This is a genomic window from Allobosea sp. TBD101 (genome assembly GCF_059817965.1).
Map to the genome: position 1 here is coordinate 3,746,731 of NZ_CM187543.1, position 25,750 is coordinate 3,772,480.

The following is a 25,750-nucleotide window of genomic DNA, read 5'->3' on the forward strand; positions in this document are numbered from 1 at the left end:
TTCCAAATTGAACAACGCCTTGTCGTTCGCCTGGGAGGTTGAGATGCTGCATGAGCTCTCGCGTCGCCAGTTTCTGAAAGCCGCGGGTGCGGGTGTCGCCGGCTCTGCCGTCGCCGCGCTTGGGTTCGGGGGCGCCGAAGAGGCGCTTGCCCAGGCCGTGCGGCCCTTCAAGCTGGCGCGCACCACAGAAACACGAAACACCTGTCCGTACTGCTCCGTCGCCTGCGGCGTGATCATGTACAGCCTGGGCGACAAGTCCAAGAACGCCCATCCGGCGGTCATCCATATCGAAGGCGATCCGGACCACCCGACCAATCGCGGCACGCTGTGCCCGAAGGGATCCGCCCTCCTCGACTTCGTTCATTCCGAGACCCGCACCAAGGTCCCGCAATATCGCGGCCCAGGCGAGAAGGCCTTCCGGCAGATCAGCTGGAACGAGGCGCTCGACCGCATCGCGCGGCTGATGAAGGACGATCGCGACAAGAACTTCGTCGCCAAGAACCAGGATGGCACGACGGTCAACCGCTGGCTGACCACGGGCTTCCTGGCCGCTTCGGCCACCACCAACGAGACGGCCTTCCTGACCTACAAGGTCGTGCGAAGCACCGGGATATTGGCGTTCGACAACCAGGCGCGCGTTTGACACGGACCGACGGTGGCCAGTCTGGCCCCAACATTCGGTCGCGGTGCGATGACCAACTCCTGGACGGACATCAAGAACACCGACCTCGTCATCATCATGGGCGGCAATGCCGCCGAAGCGCATCCGTGCGGATTCAAATGGGTCACTGAGGCGAAAGCCCAACGTGGTGCCAAGTTGATCGTCGTCGATCCGCGCTTCACGCGCTCGGCCTCGGTCGCGGATTTCTATGCGCCGATCCGGCAAGGCACCGACATCGCCTTCCTGCTCGGGGCGATGAAGTACTGCATCGACAACGACAAGATCCAGCACGACTACGTGCGCGCCTTTACCAACGCGCCCTATATCGTGAAGGAGGGCTTCGGCTATCAGGACGGCCTGTTCACCGGCTATGACGAGGCCAAGCGCGACTATGACCGCTCGAGCTGGGAATACGAGCTCGGGCCGGACGGCTATGTCCAGATCGACGAGACGCTCCAGCATCCGCGCTCAGTCTACCAACTCCTGAAGAAGCACATCGCGGCCTATACGCCGGAGATGGTCGAGCGCATCTGCGGCACGCCGAAGGACAAGTTCCTGGCGATCTGCAAGATGATCTCGGAGACCTCCGCGCGCGACAAGGTCATGACCTCGATGTACGCGCTCGGCTGGACGCAGCACTCCAAGGGCTCGCAGAACATCCGCTCGATGGCGATGCTGCAATTGCTGCTCGGCAATATCGGCGTGCGCGGCGGCGGCATGAACGCGCTGCGCGGGCACTCCAACATCCAGGGTCTGACCGATATCGGCCTGATGTCGAACCTGATCCCGGGCTATCTCACGCTGGGGACCGACAGGGAGGTCGATTTCCAGACCTACATGTCGACGCGCGGCTTCAAGCCGCTGCGGCCGAACCAGATGAGCTACTGGCAGAACTACAAGAAGTTCATGGTGAGCTTCCTGAAGTCGATGTGGGGCAAGGCCGCAACGCCGGAAAACGACTTCGCCTACCAGTGGCTGCCGAAGCTCGACGTGCCCGGCTACGACATGCTCCGGTACTTCGACATGATGCACCAGGGCAAGGTGAACGGCTATTTCTGCCAGGGCTTCAACCCGCTGCTCTCCCTGTCCAATCGCGGCAAGGTCTCGGCATCGCTGTCGAAGCTGAAATTCCTAGTGGTGATGGACCCGCTGCAGACCGAGACCGCGCGGTTCTGGAAGGACGAAGGCGTCCATAACGACGTCAAGCCCGAGTCGATCCAGACCGAGGTCTTCGAGCTGCCGACGACCTGCTTCGCCGAGGACGAGGGCTCGCTGGTCAATTCCGGCCGCTGGTTGCAATGGCACTGGCCGGGGCAGGAACCTCCGGGCGAGGCCAAGCCTGATACTTGGATCATGGCGCAGATCCACCAGCGCCTGCGCGCCCTCTACGAGAAGGAGGGCGGCGCCTTCCCGGATCCGATCGTCAATCTGCACTGGCCCTATCGCCAGCCCGACGATCCGCAGCCGGACGAGATGGCCAAGGAGATGAACGGCTATGTCGTCTCGACGGTAACGGACCCGGTCGACCCGACCAAGGTCCTGCTGGAGAAGGGCAAGCAGGTCGACACGTTCGGCCAGTTGCGCGACGACGGCTCGACGGCCTGCGGCTGCTGGATCTATTCCGGCTCGTGGACCGAGCGGGGCAACATGATGGCCCGCCGCGACACCAACGACCCGGCCAATACCGGCGCCTATCCCAACTGGGCCTTCTCCTGGCCGGCCAACCGGCGCATCCTCTACAATCGCGCCTCGGCCGATATCGACGGCAAGCCCTGGGATCCCAAGCGCAAGCTGATCGAGTGGAACGGTACGGCCTGGACTGGCTACGACGTGCCGGACATCGCGGTCACGGCCAAGCCGCGGGATGTCGGTCCGTTCATCATGAACCCCGAGGGGACGGCACGCCTGTTCTCGCGCGGCATGATGAAGGACGGCCCCTTCCCGGCCCATTACGAGCCGTTCGAAAGCCCGGTCGCCAATGTCATGGCGCCCAAGATCCGCGGCAACCCCGCCGCGCGCATCTTCAAGGACGACCTCGCCGCGCTCGGGACCTCCGACAAGTTCCCCTATGCGGCGACCTCCTACCGCCTGACCGAGCACTTCCACTACTGGACGAAGCATGTCTGGGTGAATGCGGTGCTCCAGCCGGAGTTCTTCGTCGAGATCAGCGAGCAGCTGGCCGCGGAGAAGAACATCCAGAAGGGCGGCTGGGTGAAGGTCTCCTCGGCCCGCGGCACGGTCTATGCCAAGGCGGTGGTGACCAAGCGCATCAAGCCGCTGATCTGCGACGGCAAGACCGTCCATGTCGTCGGCATCCCGCTCCACTGGGGCTTCACCGGTGCGGCCAAGAAGGGCTTCGGCCCCAACAGCCTCACCCCGTTCGTCGGCGACGCCAACATCGAGACGCCCGAGTTCAAGGCGTTCCTGGTGAATGTCGAGCCGTCCAACGGTCCGGCGACGAGCTAGGGAGGGTCCAATGGCAGGATTGCAGAGTCAGGACTTCGCCCGCATCTCGGCGACCACCTTCAGGCCGCCGGATGTCCGCCACGATTTCGAGGTGGCCAAGCTCATCGACGTCTCCAAATGCATCGGTTGCAAGGCATGCCAGGCGGCCTGCCTCGAGTGGAACAACCTGCGCGAGGAGGTCGGGATCAACCGGGGTGTCTACGACAACCCGCACGACCTGACGCCGAACAGCTGGACGCTGATGCGGTTCACCGAATGGGAGAACCCGGAGAGCGGCAATCTCGAATGGCTGATCCGCAAGGACGGCTGCATGCATTGCGCCGATCCGGGCTGCCTCAAGGCCTGCCCCTCGCCCGGCGCGATCGTGCAGTACAATAACGGCATCGTCGACTTCGTCTCGGAGAACTGCATCGGCTGCGGCTATTGCGTGAAGGGCTGCCCCTTCAACATCCCGCGCATCAGCCAGGCCGATCACAAGGCCTATAAATGCACGCTCTGCTCGGACCGGGTCTCGGTCGGCCAGGCGCCGGCCTGCGCCAAGGCTTGCCCGACCGGCGCGATCGTGTTCGGCACCAAGAAGGCGATGCTCGACCATGCCCAGGGCCGTATCACCGACCTGAAGTCGCGCGGCTTCAAGAATGCCGGCATCTACGATCCGCCCGGCGTCGGCGGCACGCATGTGATGTATGTGCTGCATCACGCCGACAAGCCGCAGCTCTACGCCAACCTGCCGAACAACCCGCGCATCAGCCAGGTCGTCGAGCTCTGGAAGGGGCTGACCAAATATGCCGGCATGGCGGCCGTCGGTTTCGCCGCCGCCTTCGCCTTCGTCCATGCGACGATCGCCCGACGCAACGATGTCAGCCGCGCCGAAGACCGCGAGGCCGAGCATCTGATCGACGAGGAGGCAGCCCGTGGCCGTAAGACGTGAAGAGGAGCGCACGACCGTCGACCGCTATCCCGGCCGCGTGCGCGTCAATCACTGGGTCACCGCGATCTCGCTGATCCTGCTCACCCTCAGCGGGGCCGCGCTGTTCCATCCGGCGCTGTTCTTCCTGTCGAGCCTGTTCGGCGGTGGCTCCAACACACGCGCGCTGCATCCCTGGATCGGCGTCGTCCTGCTCGCCAGCTTCGCGATCCTCTTCATCCAGATGGTCAAATACAATTTCTGGACGAAGGCCGACACCCGATGGATGAGCCATATCGGCGAAGCGATGTCGGGCCGCGAGGAGAACCTGCCCGAGATCGGCAAGTATAACGGCGCGCAGAAGATCGTCTTCTGGCTGATGACGCTCCTGATCATCGTCCTGTTCGGGACGGGCATCGTGATCTGGTACGAGTATTTCGGCGCGAGCTTCACCATCGAGCAGCAGCGCGTCGGCCATATCGTGCATGCGCTGGCGGCGATCGCCATGCTGCTCGTCGTCATCGTCCATATCTATGCCGGCTTCTATGTCCGTGGCACGATCAGCGCCATGACCGAGGGCAAGGTGACGGGCGGCTGGGCCTTCCGCCACCACCGGCTCTGGCTGCGGCAGGAAGCGCGCGAGGGCGTGATCGACGAGCGCCAGGCGCCGCCGCGCCGCCACAGCGCCGGCCCGGCCGAATGAGTTCGACTGCGGGGCGGCACCCGCCGCTCCGCCTCCCGTGACCCGTGCGGTTCGAGAGGACAAGGAATGAGCGACGACCAGGATCTCGTCACCTTCGAAGATGTCGGCACGCCTGAACGCGACAAGCCGCCTTTCCTGCGCCTGCCAGAGCCTGCGAAGCTGTTTGCCTTGCGGGCGGAACGGTTCGCCGCGCTGGCGCCGGGGCATCAGCTCGAAGCCTATCTCAGCTTTCTCGGCGGCTTGAGCGAGGCGCAGGCGACGCTGGCGGCGACGATCGACGCGCCCGGCCTGCCCGCTCCCGGTGATCTGCGATTGCGCGCGGCCAACGGCATGCCGCTGCTTCCGCGCGAGGAACTAGCCACCGATCCGGCGGTTTCGGAGGCCTTCGACCGACTGGCGGCATTGCTGGCCGATGTCGCTATGCCGGACCTCGCCCGCGCCGCCCTCGCCCGCGCCGTCGCGGCGGAACCGGAGGCACGACAGGCGATGTTTGCCGCCGTCCTGGCCGATGCGGTGCCGGTCGAGGCCGTTGCCGAGCACATCTTTGCCGCCGCCGCCCTGCAGGTCGTCGCAGCGCTGCGCAGCGCGCGGCTCGACCCCGCCCTGCCCCAGCCGGTCGCCGACGGCGTCTGTCCCTGCTGCGGCGGCCCGCCGGTGGCGAGCGCGGTCGTCGCCGACCTTAATGTCGAGGGCGTGCGCTATGTCCAGTGCTCGCTCTGCGCGGCACAGTGGAACCATGTCCGGGTGAAATGCGTCTCCTGCGGCTCGACCAAGGGCATCGCCTATCAGGAGATCGAGGGCATCGCCGACACGATCAAGGCCGAGACCTGCGACGAATGCCGGACCTATGTGAAGATCCTGAACCGCCGCAAGGCCCCGGAGCTGGAAGCCGTGGCGGACGATGTCGCGAGCCTCGGGCTCGACCTGCTGGTGACCGAGGCCGGCTGGAGCCGGGCCGGGGTGAACCCATTCCTGCTCGGATACTGATCAAGCGTCTCCCGGAGGGAGCCTGATGAACAAGCCGGAAAGCTTCCGCCCGCCATCGGTCGACACGGTGCTGCGCAGCCCCGCAGGCGGGCTCGCGATCGCGCAGCACGGGCGGGCTGCCGCGACGGATGCGGTCCGGCATGTGATCGAGCGGTTGCGGGCGGGCGGTGCGCCGGCGGCGGCCTCGGCTGAGCAGGTCGGCCGCATGGCGCTGGGCTGGCTGGACGAGCAGAACCGCCCCTCGCAGCGCCCGGTCATCAACCTGACCGGTACGGTACTGCACACCAATCTCGGCCGCGCGCTCCTGGCCGAGGAGGCGATCGAGGCCGTGGTCGCGGCGATGCGCGCGCCGACCAATCTCGAATACGAGATCGAGGCAGGTCAACGCGGCGAGCGCGATGCGCATGTTCGCGGCCTCATCCGCGAGCTGACCGGCGCCGAGGACGCGATCCTCGTCAACAACAACGCCTCGGCCGTTCTGCTCGTGCTGAACACCCTCGCCCGGGATCGCGAAGCCATCGTCTCGCGCGGCGAACTGATCGAGATCGGCGGCGCCTTCCGCATGCCGGACATCATGGCGCGTGCCGGCGCGACCTTGCGCGAGGTCGGCACCACCAATCGCACGCATCTCAAGGACTATGCCGAGGCCATCGGTCCCGAGACCGGCCTACTGATGAAGGTCCACACCTCGAATTACGTGGTGCAGGGCTTCACCGCCGAGGTCGAGCCGGCGGAACTCGCGAAGCTCGCGCGCCAGCACGATGTGCCCTTCGTCGACGACCTCGGCTCGGGCACGCTGATCGACCTCTCGCGCTGGGGCCTGCGCCGCGAGAAGACGGTGCAGGATGCGCTGAAAGGCGGTGCCGATCTCGTCACCTTCTCCGGCGACAAACTACTCGGCGGGCCGCAGGCCGGCATCGTCGCCGGGCGCAAGGGCCTGATCGCGAAACTGGCGAAGAACCCGCTGAAGCGGGCGCTGCGGCTCGACAAGCTCCGGCTCGCGGCGCTGGAAGCGACGCTCAGGCTCTATCGCGACCCCGACCGATTGGCGCAGCGCCTGCCGACGCTCAGACTGTTCACGCGGACTGCCGCCGAATTGCGCGCGCTGGCCGAGCGCCTTCAGCACAAGGTCACAGCGGCAGTCGGCCCGGGCTGGATCGTCGAGATCAGCGACTGCGCCAGCCAGATCGGCTCCGGCGCGCTGCCATTGGAGACGCTGCCGAGTGCGGGGCTTGCACTGCGGCCGGCCGGCAAGGCTGCGGGTTCCGCCGTCGAAAAACTGGCGGCGGCCTTCCGCGCCGTGCCGGTGCCGGTAATCGGACGGATCGCGCAGGGCGCGCTCATCCTCGACCTGCGCTGCCTGGAGGACGAGGTGCTGTTCGCGGCGCAGCTCGACGCTCTGAAACCCGGATCGCCCGATGCGCTGGCTTGAGCGCCTTTTCGGCCGTGACGTGGCCGCCGATGGCGATGTCGCCGCCACGATGGCGCAAGCTACAGCGGCCGTCGAACGCGGCGACCATGCGGCTGCGCTCGCGCTTTGGGGGCCGCTCGCCCATGCCGGCGTCGGGCGGGCGCAGAACAATATCGGCGCCTGCTTCGCCGAGGGACTCGGCGTCGAACGCGATCCGGCCCTGGCTCTGCGCTGGCTGACCTTGGCGGCGGAAAGCGGCGATCCGGTCGGGCAGCGCAATCTGGCCGCCTTGCATTTCAAGGGCGAAGGCGTCGCGCAGAGCGATGCCGAGGCGATGCGGCTCTATCGGCTCGCCGCCGAACAGGGCGACGCCCCGGCACAGGACATGCTGTCCTGGATGCTGCTGGAAGGCGGAGTTTCCAACGACCGGGCCGAGGCTCTGCGCTGGGCGCAGGCGGCGGCAGAGGCCGGCATCGCCACCAGCATGACGCGGCTCGGCATGATGCATCACGATGCACTGGGCGTGGATCGCGATGCCGATGCCGCCGCGCAATGGTGGCAGCGCGGCATGGCGGCCGGCGATCCGGATTCCGAGGCCATGCTCGGCGCTGCGACCCTGCTTGGCCAGGGCGTGCCGGCCAATGCCGAACGCGCGCTCGCGCTGCTGCTCTCGGCCGAGGGCAAGGGCAGCTCGCTCGCGGCGCCCTTCATCAAGGCCGCGCGCGCGGCTGTCTCTCCCGCAGAGACGGCGCCATGATCATCGGAACCGCCGGCCATATCGACCATGGCAAGACCTCGCTGGTCCGGCGGCTGACCGGTGTCGATACCGACCGTTTGAAAGAGGAGAAGGCGCGCGGCATCTCGATCGCGCTCGGCTTCGCTTATTGGCCCCAAGCAGACGGCTCGATCGTCGGCTTCATCGACGTGCCCGGCCATGAGAAATTCGTGCACACGATGCTGGCCGGCGCCACCGGCATCGACCTGCTGCTCTTGGTCGTCGCGGCCGATGACGGCGTGATGCCGCAGACGCGTGAGCATGTCGCGATCGCCCGGCTGCTCGGCATCGCCGAGGCCGTGGTCGCAGTTACGAAGGCCGATCTGGTCGACGCCGAGCGCATAGAGACCGTCGAGGGAGAGATCGCAGCGCTGCTGGGGTCAAGCCCCTTTGCCGGGGCACCGATGCTCCCTGTCTCGACGCTGACGGGAGAAGGCCTGCCCGCGCTCGCCGACCTGCTCGCCGCTCGCGCCCTGGAAGCCCAGGCGCGGCAGGGCGACGGCGCCTTCCGGCTGGCGGTCGATCGCTGCTTCACCTTGCAAGGCGCAGGAACGGTGGTGACGGGCACCGTTCTGTCCGGGAGTGTGGCGATTGGCGACAGCGTCGTCGTCTCGCCCGGCGGCCTGCCGGCGCGGGTACGCTCGATCCACGCCCAGAACCGCCCGGCCGAGCGCGGCATGGCCGGCGAGCGCTGCGCGCTCAATCTTGCCGGCCCCGGCATCACGAAGGACGCCATCCGGCATGGCGAGATGGTGCTGGCGCCGGCACTCCATGCGCCGACGATGCGGATCGACGCCGAAGTCACGCTGCTGCCCGGCGAGAAGGCGCTGACGATGTGGCAGCCAGTCCGCCTGCACCATGCCGCCGCCGAGATCGGCGCCCGCATCGTCCTGCTCGGCGACGAGACCGCGCCCGGCGCGGACGGCCTGATCCAGCTCGTTCTCGACGAGCCGCTCGCCGCCGCGGTGCTCGACCGGTTCGTGCTGCGCGACGCCAGTGCGACGCGCACGATCGGCGGCGGCCGCTTCCTTGACCTGCGCGCGCCGGAACGCCGACGGCGCAGCCCGGAGCGCCTGGCCCAGCTCGCGGCGCTCAGCAATTTCGACCCCGCGGATGCGCTGCAGGCCCTGCTCGCGGTGCCACCCTATCACGCCGATCTCGACGGCTTCGTCCGCGACCGCGCGCTCGGCCCCGGTGCGGCGGAAAATCTGTCGAACCGGCTCGACCTCGTCAGGATCGGCCCGCTCGCACTGTTGCCCGCACATTGGCAGGTATTGGCGCAGGCCGCGACCGAGAGGCTCGACGCCTTTCATGCCGAGCATCCCGACCTGCCCGGCATGGGACTGGAGCGCCTGCGCTTCGCCGTCGCGCCGCGCTGGCCCGCGCCCCTATTCCGGCAGGCCCTCGCCCGGCTCGCGGAGGACGGCGTGTTGGTGCCGGCCGGGTCATGGCTCCGGCGGCCCGGTCACGAAGCCCGGCTCTTGCCGGAGGACGAGGCGCTCTGGGAGCGAATCGCGCCGCTGATCGCTGAGGGCGAGCGCTTCCGACCACCTCGCGTGCGCGATATCGGCCAGATGCTCGGGCGGCCCGAGGAGGAGATCCGGCGCCTGCTACGTCTCACCGGCCGGCGCGGCGATGTCCATGAGGTCGCGCTCGACCATTTCTTCCTGCGCGATACGCTTGCCGAGATGGTCGGCATCGCGGCCGAGCTTGCGGCGTTGCATCCGGCCGGCTTCAATGCGGCGCAGTTCCGAGACAGGCTCGACAACGGCCGAAAGGTCGCTATCCAGATTCTCGAGTTCTTCGATCGCCACGGCATCACGATCCGCCGCGGCGACCTGAGACGCATCAACCGGCGGCGGCTCGACCTGTTCGGCCCGCCGCCCGGCTTGAGCGATGGAGGAGAAGCGTCCCCGGTGGGGCGTCCGGACTTCAAATCCGGGAGGGGCCGTCAGACGGTCTCTGGTGGGTTCGACTCCCATTCTCTTCCGCCAATTCACTGAGGGCGCATGACGGACGCCGAAACAGCCGCGATCGGCCTGATCGCCCGCTTCGAAGAGGCTGCGGAAGCCGCGCGCGAAGCCGAAGATGCCTATCGGCGTGAGGCGGCGAAGCGGATCGAAGCGCTCGCGCAGGCCCGCGGCCGGGCCTTCCGGCGCCTCAACCTGCTGCGACAGGCAAGCACGGCCCTCGCGGCGGCCGAGGAGCCGATCGCACGCGCCCGGTTCCTCGTCGCCCAGTCTCTGGGCTGGGACGAGATCGGGCCCCGACAGGAACTGGTCCTGGCGCGGCTGACGCCTGTCTTCGAAGCCCTTCAGACCAGCATGGCCGATGATCGCGGCAACCCGGAAGCCGTGCAGGAAGCCCTCGCCACCTTCGAAGACTGGTACGGCGCCGAGACCGGCAGCGATTTCTACGCCCTGTTCGACCGCTACATGCCCGAGACGCCGCGTGTCGACTTCTAGGGGGTTGGGAACCGATTTCGACCGCTGGCTCGGCAAGCTCTTCCGCAAGGGCCCGTTCACGGCGCTGATCGTGCTGGTGAGGATCGCCGAGCCCAAGGTCGAGCCACTGCGCTCGACGTTCGTCCATGTCGTCGGCAACGAGATCGACTGGGGCGACATCGTCCTGATGCTGCGCGGCGCCGGCGTCAACTGGGACGGCGCCGCCTTCTTCCCGACCCGCGACGACGATGGCGGGCTCGTACCCGACGCGACCGCCCGCAACCGCCTGCGCGAGCTGGAAGCGGCGCTGCGCGAGGACCGACTCACCCTCAACAAGGGCGCCTTCTTCGACGTCTGGGGCCGGAACCTCGAGGTGCAGGAGGCGCGGTGACGCTTCTCAGCTCACCACGACCTGCGCCGGCCCGGCCTCGACCGCGCCGATGATCCGCGCCGCCGGATAGCCGGCTGCCTTGATCTGCGCGAGCAGGGCATCGGCCCGCTCGACTGCGCAGGAAACCAGCAGGCCACCCGAGGTCTGCGGATCGGTGAGCAGATGGCGCTGCCAATCGGGCAGCCCCTCCGGGAGAACCGCGCCCTCGCCATAGCTCGTCCAGTTCCTGTGGGAAGCGCCGGTGACCCTGCCCTCCCGCGCCAGACGCTCGGCCTGCGTCAGGAACGGCAGGTCGGAAAGCCGGAGCTTCAGCGTAACGCCGGAGCCGCGCGCCATCTCGAGCCCATGGCCGAGGATGCCGAAACCGGTGACATCGGTGACCGCATGGACGGCGGGATCCTCCGCCAGGTCGGCGCCGACGCGGTTGAGCAGCGTCGTCGAGGCGACCATCTCGTCATAGGCGGCGGCCGAGAGCTCGCCCTTCTTGAAGGCGGCCGAGTAGATGCCGACGCCTAGCGCCTTGGTCAGGATCAGCGCATCGCCGGGCTTCGCGCCGCTGTTGCGGCGCAGGTTCGCAGGCTTGAGCAGGCCGATGACCGCGAGTCCGTAGATCGGCTCCGGCGCATCGATCGAATGGCCGCCGGCGACCGGAATACCGGCCTCGGCGCAGATCGAGGCACCGCCCTTCAGGATCTCGCGCGTCACCTCGATCGGCAATTTGTCGAGCGGCATGCCGAGGATCGCGAGCGCCATGATCGGCCGCCCGCCCATGGCATAGACGTCGGAAATCGCGTTGGTCGCGGCGATGCGGCCGAAATCGCGGGGATCGTCGACGACGGGCATGAAAAAATCGGTGGTGGCGACGACGCAGGTGTTCTCGTCGACCTGCCAGACTGCGGCATCGTCGCCCGTCTCGGTGCCGACGAGGAGCTGGCTGTAGGGGCCGGCGGCCGGATGCCCCGCCAGCAATTGCTGAAGCACGGCCGGTGCCAGCTTGCACCCGCAGCCGCCGCCATGGGCCAGGCTGGTGAGGCGCAGCGGCTGCGCAGGCGCCGTCGCGGCGAGCGGGCTCGTCTGATTCATCGTCGGGAACTCCAGGGGATCAGGGCCTGGCAGCTCTGCGGCAAAGCGCGGGCCTCCGCGCAAACGCGCGCCCGTCGTCGACCAGACCGATGAGGGCCCCGGCACCCGGGAGCCGCAGCAGCAAGCATGCGCCATCGTTTCCGCATCGGCCGGCAGCGTCAACGCTTCCTTTGGCGCATACCTGACGATTCTGGAGCGAGCGTGCCGTTCCGGCGCGTGCTCAGCTCAGCCCGCCACGCCACAAAACGCGTTCAAGCCGCAGATTGGCCCGAGATTTTTTGAGCTTGCAACCACTTGGCGGGAAAATGGTGCCCAGGGACGGAGTCGAACCGCCGACACTGCGATTTTCAGTCGCATGCTCTACCAACTGAGCTACCTGGGCGAACCGGGAGCGGCGCGAGGCCGTTCGTGTTGGTGGGGGCGATATAGAGGCAGGCGCTCGGCCTGTCCAGTCACTTCAGCCGGCTTTCTTCAATACGGCGTCAACTGGCTCCAGGCCTGTGGATTGGGTGGCCCGAAATCGCCGTTGAATGCCGTCAGTCAGCCTGGTTCAGGGAGAGCCCGCCGCCTCCCGGCATTCGCAACGCCCGAGCACCGCTGCGAGGCGATCGATGGCGGCCAGCGCTGCGCGCCGGGCCTGCTCCGATTCGGCGATGGCAGCATGGCCATAGAGAAGCTTGGCGAACCCGATGGTGTCGTTCACCACCTGGAACGAGGCTTCTTGCAGCTCGCGGGTTTCGCGCAGCACATCATGGAGATGCGCAACGTGGGTTTCCGCGCTTTCCTGCAAAGCCTTCGCGTTGAGAAGGCCAGCCTTGAGCACGTCGGCGCGCAGCGCTTCGATGTCGCGCGCCAGCAGATCCTTCATCCAGTCAGCCATTGCCCCTCCGTCGAAGGAGATTGCGTCAAGAGGCCAAGCAAGCTTCAAACTATCACCGAAGGGGGATCGGCAGCAGCGTCAAACCTGCCAATTGGTTAGCCGGTCCTTTCCAACCGGACGGAGAGAAGAGACTGCAGGGGCCGCCATCGCCACCGGGCTGGCGGCGTTAACGCGTCTCGCCGCCGCTTCCGGGATCGCGCTGCGTGATCAGCCGCGCGCTGCGATGGCCGCTGACATAGATCCACAGCCAGTTGAGCGCGACGGCGAGCCGGTTGCGCAAGCCGATCAGGAAGAAGATGTGGGCGATGCCCCAGATCCACCAGGCCAGGCGCCCGCGCAGCTTGATCCAGCCGAAATCGACGATGGCCGCGCGCTTGCCGATCGTCGCGAGATTGCCGGCATTCCGATAGGCGAAGGGCGGTGGGGTCGGTTTGCCCCGCAGCCGTGCCTTGATGAGGCCAGCGACATAGTGCCCCTGCTGCTTGGCCGCGGGAGCGATGCCGGGCACCGGCTTGCCGTCGGCGCCGGCAACGAAGGCGGTATCACCGATCACGAAGATGTCGGGTTCGCCGGGAGCCGTGAGATCGGGCTCGACGCGGACGCGGCCCGCCCGGTCGGCCGGCGCCTCCAGCCATTCTGCCGCCGGCGAAGCGGCGACGCCGGCCGCCCACAGAATGGTCCGCGCCGGCAGGACATCACCGCCGAGCATGATGCCGTCAGCGCGGCATTCGGAGACCGGCTGGCCCAGTCTGACCTCGACCCCGAGGCGGTTCAGCGCCCGCTCGGCATAGGCCGAGAGGTCCTCGGTGAAGCCGGCGAGGATACGCGGGCCGGCCTCGACCAGCACGACACGGGCGCTGCGCGTATCGAAATTGCGGAAATCACCGCGCAGCGTGTCATGCGCCAGCTCGGCGATGGTGCCGGCAAGCTCGACGCCGGTCGGCCCCGCCCCGATGATCACGAAGGTCAGCCATTGCGCGCGTCGCTCCGGGTCGGTCTCCCATTCCGCCTGCTCGAAGGCCGAGAGGATGCGCCGCCGGATCCGCGTCGCATCCTCCAGCGTCTTGACGCCGGGCGCATAGGGCTCCCACTCGTCATGGCCGAAATAGGCATGGCGGGCGCCGGTCGCGAGGATCAGCGTGTCGAAACCAATCGGCCGCTCGCCCTCCAGCAGCACCTGCTTGTTCGCCTTGTCGACGCCGGTGACCGTGCCGAGCAGGGTCGTGACGTTCTTGTGGCCGCGCAGCAGGAAGCGGATCGGCCAGGCAATCTCGGAAGTCGGCAGCGAGGCGGTCGCGACCTGATAGAGCAATGGCTGGAAGAGATGATGGTTGCGCTGGTCGATCATGGTGATCCGGACCGGAGCGCTGGCGAGATTGCGCGCGGCTTCGAGCCCGCCGAAGCCGGCGCCGACGATGACGACGTGATGCTCCGGCGTGGCGGTCATCGGCCCGGCCGCCGGTGAGAGATCGCGGCTTGTGAGGTCAGCATGCGGAGAACTCCCGCGACGGCCACTCGATTGTCCACCACAGCTTGCACCGATGGGGTCTCGGAACTCAATCCGTACCACGGACGGCGTTTCCGCCCTTCAGTCCTCGCGCTCGCGCTGCTGCGGCGCGCCCTCCTCCGCATCCTCGACGGGCTCGCCGGGAATCACATAGCTTCCCTTCAGCCAGCGGCCGAGGTCGATATCGGCGCAGCGTGGCGAGCAGAATGGCTTGAAGCGCGCAACCGCCGGCTTGCCGCAGATCGCACAGGGCTTCGCGGCCGGCGGTGCTTTGTCGGTGTCAGTCATATTTGAGCGTGATGCCTCCATCGACGACGAGTTCGATGCCGGTGATGTAGCGCGCCTCGTCGCTGGCGAGGAAGAGCGCGGCATTGGCCACGTCCCAGGCCTCGCCCATATGCCCCATCGGGACCTGCGCGGCGCGCGCGGCCCACATCGCATCGACATCGCCCTTGCCGTAGACGGCGGCGAGGCCGGCGGAATGCTCGACCATCGGCGTCTTCATCAGGCCGGGCAGGATCGCGTTGACGCGAATCTTCTGCGGAGCGAACTGCACCGCCGTCGTCCGGGTGAGCTGGTTGAGCGCCGCCTTGGTCGCGGAATAGCTGGCATAGGGCACGCCGGTATGGCGGATCGAGGCGATCGACGAGATGTTGATGATCGAACCGCCCTCGCCCGTTTCCGCGAACTGGCGCTGCATCACCGGGATGACATGCTTCATCGCCAGGAAGGCGCCGGTGAGGTTGACCCGGAAGACGCGCTCCCAGACCTCCTCCGAGAGATCGACGACGCTGCCGACCTCGGCGATGCCGACATTGTTGTCGAGGATGTCGATGCGACCATAGCGGCCGAGCGCCTGGGCGACGAGCCCGGCGACCTGCTCCGCCTTGGTAACATCCGCCTGCATGGCGAAGGCCTCGCCGCCCTCGTTGCGGATGATGCCGGCGGTCTCCTCGGCGGCGTCGCGGTTGATGTCGGCGCAGACGACCTTGGCGCCCTCACGGGTGAAGGTCGTCGCCGTCGCCTTGCCGTTGCCCCAGCCCGGCCCGATCGACCCCGCCCCGGCCACGATCGCGACCTTGCCGCTCAGACGTCCCGTCATCTCCGCTTCCCCCTCATCGGCGCGTTCCAGCGCGGCGCGTTTCCCGGCGGCAGGATCGGCCGCGAGACGTGATCCGGCAACCCGCATCGGCGCCGTATCAGGCTGCGTTCATCCAGCCGAAGCGAATGGGGAAACCCTCTCCGCCGAGAAGATTGACCGTCTCGTAGAGCGGCAGGCCGACGACGCCGGTATAGGAGCCGACGAGCTTGACGACGAAGGAGCCGGCAATGCCTTGCACGGCATAACCGCCGGCCTTGCCGCGCCATTCGCCCGAGGCGAGATAGGTCTCGATATCCTCGGTGGAGAGGCGCTTGAAGCGCAGGCGCGTCTCGACGATGCGGTCCCGGATCGTGCCGGACGGCGTCACCAGCGCGACACCGGTATAGACGCGATGCGCGCGGCCCGAGAGCAGGCGCAGGCAGGCGGCCGCCTCATCAACGATCTCGGCCTTGGGCAGGATGCGCCGGCCGACGGCGACGACCGTGTCGGCTGCGAGGATATAGCAACCTTCGAGATCGGCACGGGCCTTGGCGCCCTCGCACGCAGCCTGAGCCTTCTCGCGCGCCAGGCGGCGGGCGAGATCGCGCGGGCGCTCGCCCTTCAGCGGGCTCTCGTCGAGATCGGCGGGCAGCAACGCGTCCGGCTTCAAGCCAGCCTGCTCCAGCAGGGCGAGGCGGCGCGGCGAGGCCGATGCGAGAACGAGCATCGGCCGCCAGCCGGGATGTTTGGGAGTGGAGAAAAGGCTCAACAGGCTGCTCGACAGAATTAAGGTGCCGGGGAAGATCGGCACCGGATCAGCCTTTAGAGCATTTCCGCAGCCCGATAAATCCATCCGGAGAGGCAGCGCCGACGAGGTGCCACCCATTTGGGCATCCAGCCCGGCTGCCCGAAATCCGGGCGGGAGGCTGGTATACTAGGCATTGCCAAGCCGGGCCGTTGCCGGCAGACTTCCCTCCCCTCGGCGCTCCGCTCTCTGGTGACGCCGATCTATTGGAGTTTCCCTCATGGCCCTACCGCGCAAATCGACGGGCTCCGCCCTTGCGACCGGGGCGGAGGCGCAGGTTCTCGCGGCCCGCGTGATGTCCATGCATGCCGAAGCCGGCCTGACCATCGCCATGCGGATGCCGCTTCTGATGAAGGGCGCCTTCGGCGACAGCCACGGCCAGCGCGAGGCGACCAAGGCCGTGACGGAAAAGGTATCGGCCGTGCTCGAGAGCAGCTTTGCCGCGACGCAGGCAACGACGGCCTTCTGGTGGGGCCTCGCCTTCAACCCGTTCGGCCAGTTCGATCTCACTACAGCGGCGGTCAAGGCTGCCGACAGCACGCTGGAGCCCTTCGCCCGGCGCACCCGCGCCAACGCGGCGCGCCTCAGCGGCTATCGCCGCTAAAGCTCTCCGACCCATCAGGCCTGACTATCGGGTGCCGCTTCCGTCGCGGTAACCGGCGCTTGGAGCGCGTGCTCGCGCTCCAGCTTGCGGTAGCGCGCGACGCTGACCGGAATCAGCGCGAGATAGGCGATCACGACAACCGCCAGCACCTCGAAGGTGTATGCGAAGAGCAGGCCGGCGACGACCACCACGGCGACGAAGATCGGCAGCACCTGGGTGCGCGGGATGCGGGTGCCGAGCGTCTTGCCGGCATAGCAGGGGATGCGCGAGATCGTCAGGAAAGCGATGAACAGGATGTAGATGCCGACAGGGAGCGCGCCGTATTCCTGCACGGGCACGCCGATCATGTGCAGATAGACCGGCAACATGGCCGTGATCGCACCGGCGGGAGCCGGCATGCCGACGAAGAAGTTCTTCTGCCATTCCGGCCGGTCGGGATCGTCGATCATCACGTTGAAGCGCGCGAGCCGAAGCGCCATGGCGCAGGCCAGCGTCAGCACGATGATCCAGCCGAACGACTTCAGGTCGTGCAGGACGAAGATCCACAGGACATAGCCGGTGGCGACGCCGAAATTCACGAAATCGGAGAGCGAATCGAGCTCGGCGCCGAAGCGCGAGGTGCCCTTGAGCATGCGGGCCAGACGGCCGTCGACACCATCGAGCGCCGCCGCGATCAGAATGCAGATCGTCGCCGTCTCGAGCTTGCCCTCGACGATCAGGCGCATCGCGGTGAGGCCAAGGCAGAGCGCCAGCAGCGTGATGACGTTCGGCGCCAGAAGCCGGAAGGGAATCGGCTTGAAGCGGGCGCGCCTGGATTCGGCGCGCTCGGGCTCGAAGGGAGGAAACAGGTCGCTCATGTCAGCCGGAATACGCGGTTTTGAGGGCGCAGGCTAGGCGCCCGCGCGTGTCATCCCGCGCGCGCTGCGGCGCAAAGTGCCGCTGCGCAGATGCGGGATCGTCATCAGGATTGGGTGTTCTTCTCGGGAGCGTTGGGATCGGGCGCCCCTTTCGGGGAGCGGTCCCGTGTCTGCGCAGCGGCATTCGCATGCCGCAGCGCGCACGGGATGACACCGCCTCTTTGGGCGCTTGCCCTCAGATGTCGCGGAAGCTGCGCGCCACCGGCTCGTTGCCGCTCAGGTCGGCCAGCACGGTTTCGCCGGCGATCATGGTCTGGCCCTCGCCGACCAGCGGCACGACATGGGACGGCAGATAGACGTCGACGCGCGAGCCGAAGCGGATCAGGCCGAAGCGCTCGCCGGTGCCGAGCACGTCGCCTTCCTTGACGAAGGGCACGATGCGCCGTGCGATCAGGCCGGCGATCTGGACGACGCCGACGATGCCGGACTTGGTCTCGATCGCCAGCGCGTTGCGCTCGTTGTCGTCGCTCGCCTTGTCGAGTTCGGCATTGAGGAAGAGGCCGGGCGTATAGGCGATCTTGGCGATGCGGCCGGGCACCGGCGCACGGTTCACATGGCAGTCGAAGACGTTCATGAAGATCGAGATGCGGGTCATCGGCTCGGCCGGCAGCTCGAGCTCCGGCGGCGGCAGCGACTGTGCGATCTGGCTGATGCGGCCGTCGGCCGGCGAGATCACCAGCCCCTCGCGTTGCGGCGTGACGCGGACCGGATCGCGGAAGAAATAGCAGATCCAGATCGTGATGATCGCGCCGATCCAGCCGAAGGGCGACCAGAGATTGGCGAGGATGATCGTCGCGACCAGGCCGATCGCGATAAAGACATAGCCCTCCTTGTGGATGGGCACGATCACCTTGCGGACGGAATCGACGAGGGACATAGCGGTTTCCGTTAGGCTGTCGGCGCCGGGCGCACGGGAATGACATGGTCGCCGTCGAAGGCCGGCGGCGAACGTTGCGCTGATTTAGGGCGTTCCAGCGCGAAGGGAAAGCCCCGGCACGCGCCGGTGAACGGCGCGCGATGTCGCGGCCTTTCCGGTCAGGCTACCCGGTGCGGAACCTGGACGAAGCGCGCCGCCGCCTTCCAGGTCAGCAGGGCGAAGACCACAAGCACGATGCCCTGGGCGATGCCGAAGGGCGGCTCGGACTGCGTCGGGGCCAGCGCACGCAGGGCCGGAACCTTCGAGAAGAGCTGCGCGACGAGCACGAAGATCAGCAGGTAGAAGGACAGCACGGCCATGATCGCATAGATCCGGCGCCAGCCATCCTCCAGCCTGCGCCCATAAAGTGCGTAGGCCGCGATCGCGACCAGCACGATATGGATCGCGCCGACGACATGCGACGGCAGCACGCCGTTGAACGGGAAGCCGAAGCCGGTCGCACTGGTGGCGAAGGCCGTGGAGAGGAAGATGCCGGTCCAGCCCGGCCGCGTATGTCCATGGAGCAGTCCGACCGTGACCGGAAACCCGGCCACGATGGCGATCAGGCTCAGCCAGGTGTGAAAACCTACGAATGTGGTCGGATCGAACATGGCAGCCCCCCAGCTTCACCCTGCCTGGGCAGCATGCAGAAAACGGACCGCAGTTGCGAGCGGTTTCAAACTGGCCGGCGCGTGCCGCCGGCCCAGCTTCTACGACAGCGTCACCCGAACGCTCTCGCCCTCGGCCTCGGTCGCGCGCTGGAGCGTGGCCTTGGCCTCGTCGACCTCGCGCTGGCGGTTCCACATCGCGGCGTAGACGCCGTTCGCCGCCAGCAGATCGCGGTGATGGCCACGCTCGACGATCTGGCCCTTGTCGAGCACGATGATCTCGTCGGCATTGACCACGGTGGAGAGCCGGTGAGCGATGACCAGCGTCGTGCGGCCCTCGCTGACCCGGTCGAGCGCGTCCTGGATTTCCTTCTCGGTGAAGGAATCGAGTGCCGAGGTCGCCTCGTCGAGGACGAGCACCGGCGGCCCCTTCAGGATGGTGCGGGCGATGGCGACACGCTGCTTCTCGCCGCCGGAGAGCTTCAGGCCGCGTTCACCGACCGAGGTCGAATAGCCCTCGGGCAGCAGGCGGATGAAGCGGTCGATCTGGGCGAGGCGTGCGGCCTCCTCGACCTCGGCCGTCGTCGCCTCGGGGCGGCCATAGAGGATGTTGTACTCGATGGTGTCGTTGAACAGCACCGTATCCTGCGGGACCATGCCGATGGCGGCGCGCAACGAGATCTGCTGGACATCGGCGATCGGCTGGCCATCGATCAGGATGCGGCCGGCCTGCGGTTCGTAGAAGCGGAAGAGCAGGCGCGAGATCGTCGACTTGCCGGCGCCCGACGGACCGACGATGGCGACGGTCTGGCCCGGCAGGACCTTGAACGAGACGCCGCGCAGGATCGGCCGCTCCGGCACATAAGCGAAATGCACGTCCTCGAACGCGACCTCGCCGGCGGGCACCGCCAGCGGTTTCGCGCCGGGCTTGTCCTGGATCTCGGGATCGCGGCCGATCAGCGAGAACATCTGGGCGATGTCGAGCGTCGCCTGCTTGATCTCGCGATAGACGGTGCCCATGAAATTCAGCGGCAGGTAGAGCTGGATCAGCATGGCGTTGATCAGGATGAGATCGCCGACCGTGTTGGTGCCGGCCTGGAAACCGCGCACCGCCATCACCATCGAGAGCGTCAGCCCCACCGCGAAGATCGCGGCCTGGCCGAAATTGAGCCAGGCCAGCGAGGTATAGGACCTGATCGAGTTGCGCTCATAGCGCGCCATCGACTGGTCGTAGCGGGCGGTCTCGCGAGCCTCGGCGCCGAAATACTTCACCGTCTCGTAATTCAGCAGCGAGTCGATCGCCTTGGCATTGGCGTCGGTATCCGACTCGTTCATCGCCGAGCGGATGGCGATGCGCCACTCCGTCGCCTTGATGGTGTAAGTCATATAGGCCGTGACCATCGTCACCAGCACGACGACATAGCGCCAGTCGAACAGATAGAGCAGCACCGTGATGATCAGCACGACCTCGATGATCACCGGCACGAGCTGGTTGAGGCCGAGGCGGACCATCTCCTCGATGCCGTTGCGGCCGCGCTCCAGCACGCGGGTGAGCCCGCCCGTCTTGCGCTCGAGATGGAAGCGCAGCGAGAGATGGTGGAGATGGCCGAAGGTCTGGAGCGCCAGCGTCCGCACCGCATGCATGAAGACCGGGGCGAAGATCGCGTCGCGCATCTGGACGAAAGCGGCCGCGCCGACGCGGGCGAGACCGTAGAGCACCGTCAGCGCCAGCGGCGCGCCGACCAGCCAGGGCAGCCATTTCTCAAGATTGGAATAGGAGCCGGCCAGCGCGTCCGTCACCCATTTGAAGGTGAAGGGCACGCCCATCAGCACCAACCGCCCGCAGAGCATCAGAGCGAAAGCCGCGACGACGCGCGTGCGCAGGTCGGCACGCTCCGCCGGCCAAAGATAGGGCCAGAGCGCACGGAAGGTGGCGAAGAAGCCGGACCCGGGCTGGATCACGGCAGAGCGTTGGAAGCTCGGCGCCGGAGGCGGCGCGGACGGCGCGGACATTTTCAAACGATTCCAGTTAGAGCGCCCATATAGACGCAATCGGACGCCATTGCATGGGAATGTCGTTGCGTGGGGAGCATGCGGCAGCTCGCCCGAAAGCTGCCTTGCCATCGCCCCATCCCAGGTATCCGATCCCGGCTCTGGCGCTCGACGTCCGCCATCAGGGAAGGAAACACCATGAAGGCTCAACAGCTTGCAGCCGCCGGGGTCGGCATTACCGCCGCGCTCGTCCTCGCTCTGCCTGCCGTGGCGCAGAACTCTCGACCGCATCCGCAGATCACGATCACCAACCAGCGCACCGTGCCGCTCATCAATTTCGCGATCGCCACGCCCGGCGACCAGCCGCGCCTCGTCGCCAAGCTCGCCAAGCCGCTGGCGCCCGGCAAAAGCGTTGCGCTGAAGCTCAACAAGCCGCAGGGCTGCGCCTATACGGTGCAGGCGAAATTCGAGGACGAAGCCGAGAGCGACGCCGATATGGACCTGTGCAGGGACCGGGTGATCCGGCTGACGGAGTAGGATTGGCGAGCCCGCCAAACAGCGCCCTTCTCCCCTTGCGGGAGAAGGTGCCGGCAGGCGGATGAGGGGTCTCGCGACGGTCATCGCCAGCCACAGACCAAGCTTCCGAACCTGTGCGACCCCTCATCCGGCCCTGCGGGCCACCTTCTCCCGCAAGGGGAGAAGGGAAGGCTCCGGTCACGCCGTCGCGCCGGCCTTGACCAGCTTGTAGGTGATCGAGTCGACCAGCGCCTGGAACGAGGCGTCGATGATGTTGGCGCTGACGCCGACCGTGGTCCAGCGCTCGCCGGTCTCGTCGCCCGACTCGATCAGGACGCGGGTCACGGCATCGGTGCCACCCTGGAAGATGCGGACCTTGTAGTCGACGAGGCGCAAGCCCCCGATCAATGACTGGTAGCGGCCGAGATCCTTGCGGAGCGCGATATCGAGCGCATTGACCGGGCCGGCATCGCCCTCCGCCGCCGAGATCAGCACATCGTCGCCGACCTTCACCTTCACGATCGCCTCGGAGAAGGTGACGAGCTCGCCCAGCGCATTGTAGCGCCGCTCGACATTCACGGCGAAGCGCTCGACCGCGAAATAATCCGGGACTTCGCCGAGGATGCGCTTCACCAGCAGGAAGAACGAAGCGTCAGCGCCCTCGAAGGCATAGCCCTGCGCCTCCTTGTCCTTGACCTCCTGCAGCACGCGGTTGAGGCGCGGATCGTCGCGGCCGAGGGTGACGCCGATGCGCTCCAGCTCGGCGACGAGGTTCGACTTGCCGCCCTGGTCGGAGATCAGGACCTTGCGGGTGTTGCCGGTCGCCTCGGGCATGACATGCTCGTAGGTGCGCGGGTCCTTCAGCACGGCCGAGGCGTGGATGCCGGCCTTGGTCGCGAAGGCCGAGGCGCCGACGAAGGGCGCGTGCCGGTTTGGCGCCCGGTTCAGCATCTCGTCGAGCGCCCGCGAGACATGGGTCAATTCGCCGAGCTGATCCTCGCTGACGCCGAGTTCGAAACGGCCGCGATAGCGCTCCTTGAGCTTCAGCGCGCCGATCAGCGTGACGAGATTGGCATTGCCGCAGCGCTCGCCGAGCCCGTTGAGCGTGCCCTGGATCTGGCGCGCGCCGGCCTCGACCGCCGCCAGTGAATTGGCGACCGCGCAGCCGCAATCGTCATGGGCGTGGATGCCGAGATTGTCGCCCGGCACGGTCTTGGCGACCTCGCGCACGATCGCGCCGACCTCGTCCGGTAGCGTGCCGCCATTGGTGTCGCAGAGCACGACCCAGCGGGCGCCGGCCTCATACGCCGTGCGGGCGCAGGCGAGCGCGTAATCGGGGTTCGCCTTGTAACCATCGAAGAAATGCTCGCAATCGAGCATCACCTCGCGGCTGGCAGCCTTGGCTGCTTCGACGCTCTCGCGGATGCCGGCGAGGTTCTCCTCCAGCGAGATCTCGAGCGCGACATGGACATGGTAGTCCCAAGCTTTGGCGACGAAGACGATGGCGTCGGCCTTGGCCTCCAGCAGCGCGGCGATACCGGGATCGTTGGCGGCCGAGCGCCCTGCCCGCTTAGTCATGCCGAAGGCGGCGAATTTCGCCTGCTTCGTCGCCTTCTGCTCGAAGAAGGCGGTATCCAGCGGGTTGGCGCCGGGATAGCCGCCCTCGACATAATCGACGCCGAGCCGGTCGAGCAGGCTTGCGACCGCGCGCTTGTCGTCGAGCGAGAAGTCGACGCCCGTGGTCTGGGCGCCGTCGCGCAGGGTCGTGTCGAAGAGATGGACGCGGGCCGCGCTCATCGTCCCCGCCTCAACTTGAAGCGGACGACGCGCGGCACGACCATGGCCAGCATGACCAGCTTGATGGCGAAGGAGAGCGAGCCCGCCGGGCGGATCTTGGGGGTCATCGCTTCACCTCCCAGGCCGTCGTCGGCTCGCCGGTGGCGGGGTCCTTGCCGTCCTTGAGCGCGATGCCCATCGCGGCGAGCTCGTCGCGGAGACGATCGGACTCGGCGAAGTTCTTGGCGAGGCGGGCGGCGAGGCGGGCGGCGATCAGGCGTTCGATCGTTGCGTGCTCAAGATCTGCGCCGGACGGTCCATCCGTCACCTCGTACCCATAGCTGTAAATATCGCTCGGCTCCTCACCACTCCAAAGACCTAGGAAGGCAAGAGTGTTGGCGAGCCGTTGTGAAGCTTGGGCATCCATCTTCATTGAAGCGGATTGGAGCGAGTGGAGCTGAGCTACCGCCTTCGCCGTGTTCAAGTCATCCAAGAGCGCTTCGAGCACAATTGGGTCGGGCAACGCGCTATCGGGCTTGTGCCCCGAAGCCGTGCTTACCCATTCAAACAACGTCTTCCTGACCTCAACGAGCCTATTGACCGTCCAATCAATCGGCTGGCGATAGTGAGTCATCAACATCGCGAGACGAAGCACCTTGCCGTGCCACATGTTGGAGCCAAAAACGCGCGTCTCCAGCAGTTCGTTGATGGTGACGAAGTTGCCGAGGCTCTTCGACATCTTCTCGCCTTCGACCTGCAGGAAGCCGTTATGCATCCAGATATTGGCCATCAGCGGCTGCCCTTCCGCCCCGCCGAAGGCGCAGCAGGACTGGGTGATCTCGTTCTCGTGGTGCGGGAAGACGAGGTCGATGCCGCCGCCATGGATGTCGAAGACGTTCTTCATGGGATCGTCGCAGGCGAGTCCGCCACCGAAGGGGGTCAGCAGCTTCGCCATCGACATGGCCGAGCATTCGATATGCCAGCCGGGACGGCCGGGCGTGGCGATGCCGGCCGGCGACGGCCAGCCGGGATCGATGCTGTCGCGGCTCGGCTTCCACAGCACGAAATCCATTGCGTCGCGCTTGTAGGGCGCGACATCGACACGGGCGCCGGCGAGCATCTCGTCGAGCGAGCGGCGGGCGAGCGTGCCGTATTTCGGTGCCTTCACGAGATGCGCCACGGCCGGGACATGGAAGAGCACATGCTCCTCGGCGACATAGGCGACGCCGCGGGCGATCAGGCGCTCGATGATCGCCTTCATCTCCTCGATATGCTCGGTGGCGCGCGGTTCCGTCGTCGGGCGCAAAGTGCCGAGCGCATCGATATCGGCATGGAACTGCGCGGTCGTGGTCTCAGTGACCTTGGCGATCGCCTCGTTCAGCGGCAGGCCGGGATAATCACGCGCCGCGCGGGCGTTGATCTTGTCGTCGACGTCCGTGAGGTTGCGGGCATAGGTGACGTGATCGGCGCCGTAGATGTGGCGCAGCAGCCGGTAGAGCACGTCGAAGACGATGACCGGGCGGGCATTGCCGATATGGGCGTAGTCGTAGACCGTCGGGCCGCAGACATACATGCGGACATTCGACGGATCGATCGGCGCGAAGTCCTGCTTCGTCCGCGTCAGCGTGTTGTAGAGCCTCAGGGTCGGCGACATCGGGGCGAAATCCTGGAACGAAACGAACGGCGAAATACGAAAGGGCGACCTGGCCGCTGGCCGGGGGCGCTTTTGTCGGTTCGTTTTTCAGGACGAGGACGTGAGCAGCCGGCCAGCGAAAGCTAGCGGCAAATAATGCAAGGGCTGTTGATGGCGGCTCGCGTCATGATCGGAGCTGATTGCCTTTCCGCGCGCTTTCCGTCAAGAGGGCGCCCGATTGCTGCATTGCAGCATTGCCTCAGAATTGCCGCGGTTCATTCAAATTTAACCGGCCGGAACCATCCTCCCGATTCGCGGGTTCTGCGCCCGCAACCCATCAGGAACCCAAATTCATGCGCCGCGCCGTGGCTCTCGTCGGACTGCTCGGGATCGTTGCCGCCGGCATCTCGCTGTCGGTCATGCCGACCAGCCATACGGCCGCTGCCGCGAACGAGCCGCGCACCTTCCTGATTCCGGCCAGCGACGGCTACGGCGTCGCCGACTGCATCTCGTCCAAGGCCGAATGCGGCAAGATTGTCGCCAATGCCTGGTGCGAGTCGCAAGGCTTCGGGAAGGCGGTCGCCTTCGGCGTCGCCACCCGCGAGGACTTCACCGGCTCGGTGACCAAGCAGAGCCCGGCCCAGACGGCCGAGCAGCCGCTCAGCATCACCTGCGGCGAATAGCCCT

The 25,750-nt window shown here is 66.9% G+C and carries 23 protein-coding genes, 2 tRNA genes and 1 pseudogene; 13 read left to right on the forward strand and 13 right to left on the reverse strand.

Annotation, left to right across the window (positions count from 1 at the left end; translation table 11 throughout):
* The first annotated feature begins 43 nt into the window (after window positions 1-43).
* The 10 genes and pseudogenes from fdnG (at window position 44) to AC6RIC_RS18255 (ending at window position 10,745) form a co-directional block, all read left to right on the forward strand.
* Entirely contained in the window at window positions 44-3,127 is a 3,084-nt protein-coding gene (gene fdnG / locus AC6RIC_RS18210) for a formate dehydrogenase-N subunit alpha (RefSeq protein ID WP_454657551.1), read from the forward strand.
* 10 nt (window positions 3,128-3,137) lie between these two features.
* Complete coding sequence (fdxH, locus tag AC6RIC_RS18215; RefSeq protein ID WP_499733382.1) at window positions 3,138-4,058, forward strand: formate dehydrogenase subunit beta; 921 nt, start codon at window positions 3,138-3,140, stop codon at window positions 4,056-4,058.
* Window positions 4,042-4,737, forward strand: a complete 696-nt coding sequence (locus AC6RIC_RS18220; RefSeq protein WP_499733383.1) for a formate dehydrogenase subunit gamma — start codon at window positions 4,042-4,044, stop codon at window positions 4,735-4,737. The genes fdxH and AC6RIC_RS18220 overlap by 17 nt, the downstream gene beginning before the upstream one ends.
* A 66-nt stretch (window positions 4,738-4,803) precedes the next feature.
* Complete coding sequence (gene fdhE / locus AC6RIC_RS18225) at window positions 4,804-5,724, forward strand: formate dehydrogenase accessory protein FdhE (protein ID WP_499733384.1); 921 nt, start codon at window positions 4,804-4,806, stop codon at window positions 5,722-5,724.
* 25 nt (window positions 5,725-5,749) lie between these two features.
* Window positions 5,750-7,156: an L-seryl-tRNA(Sec) selenium transferase gene (gene selA, locus AC6RIC_RS18230; protein WP_499733385.1), complete on the forward strand. Its 1,407-nt coding sequence runs from the start codon at window positions 5,750-5,752 to the stop codon at window positions 7,154-7,156.
* Window positions 7,143-7,892, forward strand: a complete 750-nt coding sequence (locus AC6RIC_RS18235; protein ID WP_499733386.1) for a tetratricopeptide repeat protein — start codon at window positions 7,143-7,145, stop codon at window positions 7,890-7,892. Before selA ends, AC6RIC_RS18235 begins: the two co-directional genes overlap by 14 nt.
* Window positions 7,889-9,703: pseudogene (gene selB / locus AC6RIC_RS18240) on the forward strand (selenocysteine-specific translation elongation factor); the annotation flags it as partial. The gene AC6RIC_RS18235 and the pseudogene selB, both read left to right, overlap by 4 nt.
* A 105-nt stretch (window positions 9,704-9,808) precedes the next feature.
* Window positions 9,809-9,904: transfer RNA gene (locus AC6RIC_RS18245), tRNA-Sec, on the forward strand.
* Window positions 9,905-9,919: 15 nt separating this feature from the next.
* Window positions 9,920-10,375: a hypothetical protein gene (locus tag AC6RIC_RS18250; protein WP_499733387.1), complete on the forward strand. Its 456-nt coding sequence runs from the start codon at window positions 9,920-9,922 to the stop codon at window positions 10,373-10,375.
* The gene (locus AC6RIC_RS18255; RefSeq protein WP_499733388.1) at window positions 10,362-10,745 is read left to right on the forward strand and encodes a hypothetical protein; all 384 of its coding nucleotides are present in this window, start codon (window positions 10,362-10,364) and stop codon (window positions 10,743-10,745) included. Before AC6RIC_RS18250 ends, AC6RIC_RS18255 begins: the two co-directional genes overlap by 14 nt.
* A 6-nt stretch (window positions 10,746-10,751) precedes the next feature.
* On the opposite strand, the gene selD is transcribed toward AC6RIC_RS18255, so the two are convergent.
* The 7 genes from selD to AC6RIC_RS18290 form a co-directional block, all read right to left on the reverse strand.
* The gene (selD, locus tag AC6RIC_RS18260) at window positions 10,752-11,828 is read right to left on the reverse strand and encodes a selenide, water dikinase SelD (protein ID WP_499733389.1); all 1,077 of its coding nucleotides are present in this window, start codon (window positions 11,826-11,828) and stop codon (window positions 10,752-10,754) included.
* A gap of 306 nt (window positions 11,829-12,134) precedes the next feature.
* Window positions 12,135-12,210, reverse strand: a tRNA-Phe gene (locus AC6RIC_RS18265).
* A gap of 168 nt (window positions 12,211-12,378) precedes the next feature.
* A complete protein-coding gene (locus AC6RIC_RS18270) occupies window positions 12,379-12,708 on the reverse strand; it encodes a hypothetical protein (RefSeq protein ID WP_454657560.1) in 330 nt (109 codons plus the stop codon).
* A 166-nt stretch (window positions 12,709-12,874) separates the two neighbouring features.
* Complete coding sequence (locus tag AC6RIC_RS18275) at window positions 12,875-14,155, reverse strand: NAD(P)/FAD-dependent oxidoreductase (protein ID WP_499733390.1); 1,281 nt, start codon at window positions 14,153-14,155, stop codon at window positions 12,875-12,877.
* Window positions 14,156-14,296: 141 nt separating this feature from the next.
* A complete protein-coding gene (yacG, locus tag AC6RIC_RS18280; protein WP_454657562.1) occupies window positions 14,297-14,503 on the reverse strand; it encodes a DNA gyrase inhibitor YacG in 207 nt (68 codons plus the stop codon).
* On the reverse strand, window positions 14,496-15,317 hold the full coding sequence (locus tag AC6RIC_RS18285) for an SDR family NAD(P)-dependent oxidoreductase (protein WP_499733391.1): 822 nt from the start codon (window positions 15,315-15,317) through the stop codon (window positions 14,496-14,498). The genes yacG and AC6RIC_RS18285 overlap by 8 nt, the downstream gene beginning before the upstream one ends.
* Before the next feature lie 97 nt (window positions 15,318-15,414).
* A complete protein-coding gene (locus tag AC6RIC_RS18290; RefSeq protein ID WP_454657564.1) occupies window positions 15,415-16,023 on the reverse strand; it encodes a Maf-like protein in 609 nt (202 codons plus the stop codon).
* Window positions 16,024-16,321: 298 nt separating this feature from the next.
* On the opposite strand from AC6RIC_RS18290, the gene AC6RIC_RS18295 reads away from it, so the two are divergent.
* On the forward strand, window positions 16,322-16,705 hold the full coding sequence (locus tag AC6RIC_RS18295; protein WP_454657565.1) for a hypothetical protein: 384 nt from the start codon (window positions 16,322-16,324) through the stop codon (window positions 16,703-16,705).
* Window positions 16,706-16,719: 14 nt separating this feature from the next.
* On the opposite strand, the gene AC6RIC_RS18300 is transcribed toward AC6RIC_RS18295, so the two are convergent.
* The 4 genes from AC6RIC_RS18300 to AC6RIC_RS18315 form a co-directional block, all read right to left on the reverse strand.
* Entirely contained in the window at window positions 16,720-17,562 is an 843-nt protein-coding gene (locus AC6RIC_RS18300; RefSeq protein ID WP_499733392.1) for a CDP-alcohol phosphatidyltransferase family protein, read from the reverse strand.
* 235 nt (window positions 17,563-17,797) lie between these two features.
* On the reverse strand, window positions 17,798-18,499 hold the full coding sequence (locus AC6RIC_RS18305) for a phosphatidylserine decarboxylase (protein WP_499733393.1): 702 nt from the start codon (window positions 18,497-18,499) through the stop codon (window positions 17,798-17,800).
* A gap of 158 nt (window positions 18,500-18,657) precedes the next feature.
* Window positions 18,658-19,149 carry a hypothetical protein gene (locus AC6RIC_RS18310; protein WP_454657567.1) on the reverse strand — a complete coding sequence of 164 codons (492 nt, stop codon included), beginning with the start codon at window positions 19,147-19,149 and terminating at the stop codon, window positions 18,658-18,660.
* Between the two features lie 99 nt (window positions 19,150-19,248).
* Window positions 19,249-21,159 carry an ABCB family ABC transporter ATP-binding protein/permease gene (locus AC6RIC_RS18315; protein WP_454657568.1) on the reverse strand — a complete coding sequence of 637 codons (1,911 nt, stop codon included), beginning with the start codon at window positions 21,157-21,159 and terminating at the stop codon, window positions 19,249-19,251.
* Between the two features lie 177 nt (window positions 21,160-21,336).
* Here AC6RIC_RS18315 and AC6RIC_RS18320 point away from each other — a divergent pair, with 177 nt between their 5' ends.
* Window positions 21,337-21,675 carry a hypothetical protein gene (locus AC6RIC_RS18320; RefSeq protein WP_499733394.1) on the forward strand — a complete coding sequence of 113 codons (339 nt, stop codon included), beginning with the start codon at window positions 21,337-21,339 and terminating at the stop codon, window positions 21,673-21,675.
* A 177-nt stretch (window positions 21,676-21,852) separates the two neighbouring features.
* Here AC6RIC_RS18320 and cimA read toward each other — a convergent pair whose 3' ends face one another.
* Together cimA and cysS are read right to left on the reverse strand one after the other, a co-directional pair.
* Window positions 21,853-23,451 (reverse strand): citramalate synthase, encoded by a 1,599-nt coding sequence (gene cimA, locus AC6RIC_RS18325; protein ID WP_499733395.1) that lies wholly within the window; start codon window positions 23,449-23,451, stop codon window positions 21,853-21,855.
* A gap of 103 nt (window positions 23,452-23,554) precedes the next feature.
* Window positions 23,555-25,084, reverse strand: a complete 1,530-nt coding sequence (cysS, locus tag AC6RIC_RS18330) for a cysteine--tRNA ligase (RefSeq protein ID WP_499733396.1) — start codon at window positions 25,082-25,084, stop codon at window positions 23,555-23,557.
* Between the two features lie 332 nt (window positions 25,085-25,416).
* Between cysS and AC6RIC_RS18335 the strand changes: the two genes are divergently transcribed.
* Window positions 25,417-25,746 (forward strand): hypothetical protein, encoded by a 330-nt coding sequence (locus AC6RIC_RS18335; RefSeq protein ID WP_499733397.1) that lies wholly within the window; start codon window positions 25,417-25,419, stop codon window positions 25,744-25,746.
* The last annotated feature ends 4 nt before the right edge of the window (window positions 25,747-25,750 follow it).

Excerpts from the sequence above, each read along its gene's own strand:
- AC6RIC_RS18305 (WP_499733393.1), bottom strand. The coding sequence starts at position 18,499 with ATGTCCCTCGTCGATTCCGTCCGCAAGGTGATCGTGCCCATCCACAAG.
- AC6RIC_RS18300 (WP_499733392.1), bottom strand. The coding sequence starts at position 17,562 with ATGAGCGACCTGTTTCCTCCCTTCGAGCCCGAGCGCGCCGAATCCAGG.
- AC6RIC_RS18250 (WP_499733387.1), top strand. The coding sequence starts at position 9,920 with ATGACGGACGCCGAAACAGCCGCGATCGGCCTGATCGCCCGCTTCGAA.
- AC6RIC_RS18285 (WP_499733391.1), bottom strand. The coding sequence starts at position 15,317 with ATGACGGGACGTCTGAGCGGCAAGGTCGCGATCGTGGCCGGGGCGGGG.
- AC6RIC_RS18235 (WP_499733386.1), top strand. The coding sequence starts at position 7,143 with ATGCGCTGGCTTGAGCGCCTTTTCGGCCGTGACGTGGCCGCCGATGGC.
- AC6RIC_RS18320 (WP_499733394.1), top strand. The coding sequence starts at position 21,337 with ATGAAGGCTCAACAGCTTGCAGCCGCCGGGGTCGGCATTACCGCCGCG.
- yacG (WP_454657562.1), bottom strand. The coding sequence starts at position 14,503 with ATGACTGACACCGACAAAGCACCGCCGGCCGCGAAGCCCTGTGCGATC.
- AC6RIC_RS18290 (WP_454657564.1), bottom strand. The coding sequence starts at position 16,023 with ATGCTCGTTCTCGCATCGGCCTCGCCGCGCCGCCTCGCCCTGCTGGAG.
- AC6RIC_RS18275 (WP_499733390.1), bottom strand. The coding sequence starts at position 14,155 with ATGACCGCCACGCCGGAGCATCACGTCGTCATCGTCGGCGCCGGCTTC.
- AC6RIC_RS18270 (WP_454657560.1), bottom strand. The coding sequence starts at position 12,708 with ATGGCTGACTGGATGAAGGATCTGCTGGCGCGCGACATCGAAGCGCTG.
- AC6RIC_RS18315 (WP_454657568.1), bottom strand. The coding sequence starts at position 21,159 with ATGTCCGCGCCGTCCGCGCCGCCTCCGGCGCCGAGCTTCCAACGCTCT.
- selA (WP_499733385.1), top strand. The coding sequence starts at position 5,750 with ATGAACAAGCCGGAAAGCTTCCGCCCGCCATCGGTCGACACGGTGCTG.
- fdhE (WP_499733384.1), top strand. The coding sequence starts at position 4,804 with ATGAGCGACGACCAGGATCTCGTCACCTTCGAAGATGTCGGCACGCCT.
- AC6RIC_RS18335 (WP_499733397.1), top strand. The coding sequence starts at position 25,417 with ATGCGCCGCGCCGTGGCTCTCGTCGGACTGCTCGGGATCGTTGCCGCC.
- cimA (WP_499733395.1), bottom strand. The coding sequence starts at position 23,451 with ATGAGCGCGGCCCGCGTCCATCTCTTCGACACGACCCTGCGCGACGGC.
- AC6RIC_RS18310 (WP_454657567.1), bottom strand. The coding sequence starts at position 19,149 with ATGTTCGATCCGACCACATTCGTAGGTTTTCACACCTGGCTGAGCCTG.
- cysS (WP_499733396.1), bottom strand. The coding sequence starts at position 25,084 with ATGTCGCCGACCCTGAGGCTCTACAACACGCTGACGCGGACGAAGCAG.
- AC6RIC_RS18295 (WP_454657565.1), top strand. The coding sequence starts at position 16,322 with ATGGCCCTACCGCGCAAATCGACGGGCTCCGCCCTTGCGACCGGGGCG.
- fdxH (WP_499733382.1), top strand. The coding sequence starts at position 3,138 with ATGGCAGGATTGCAGAGTCAGGACTTCGCCCGCATCTCGGCGACCACC.
- selD (WP_499733389.1), bottom strand. The coding sequence starts at position 11,828 with ATGAATCAGACGAGCCCGCTCGCCGCGACGGCGCCTGCGCAGCCGCTG.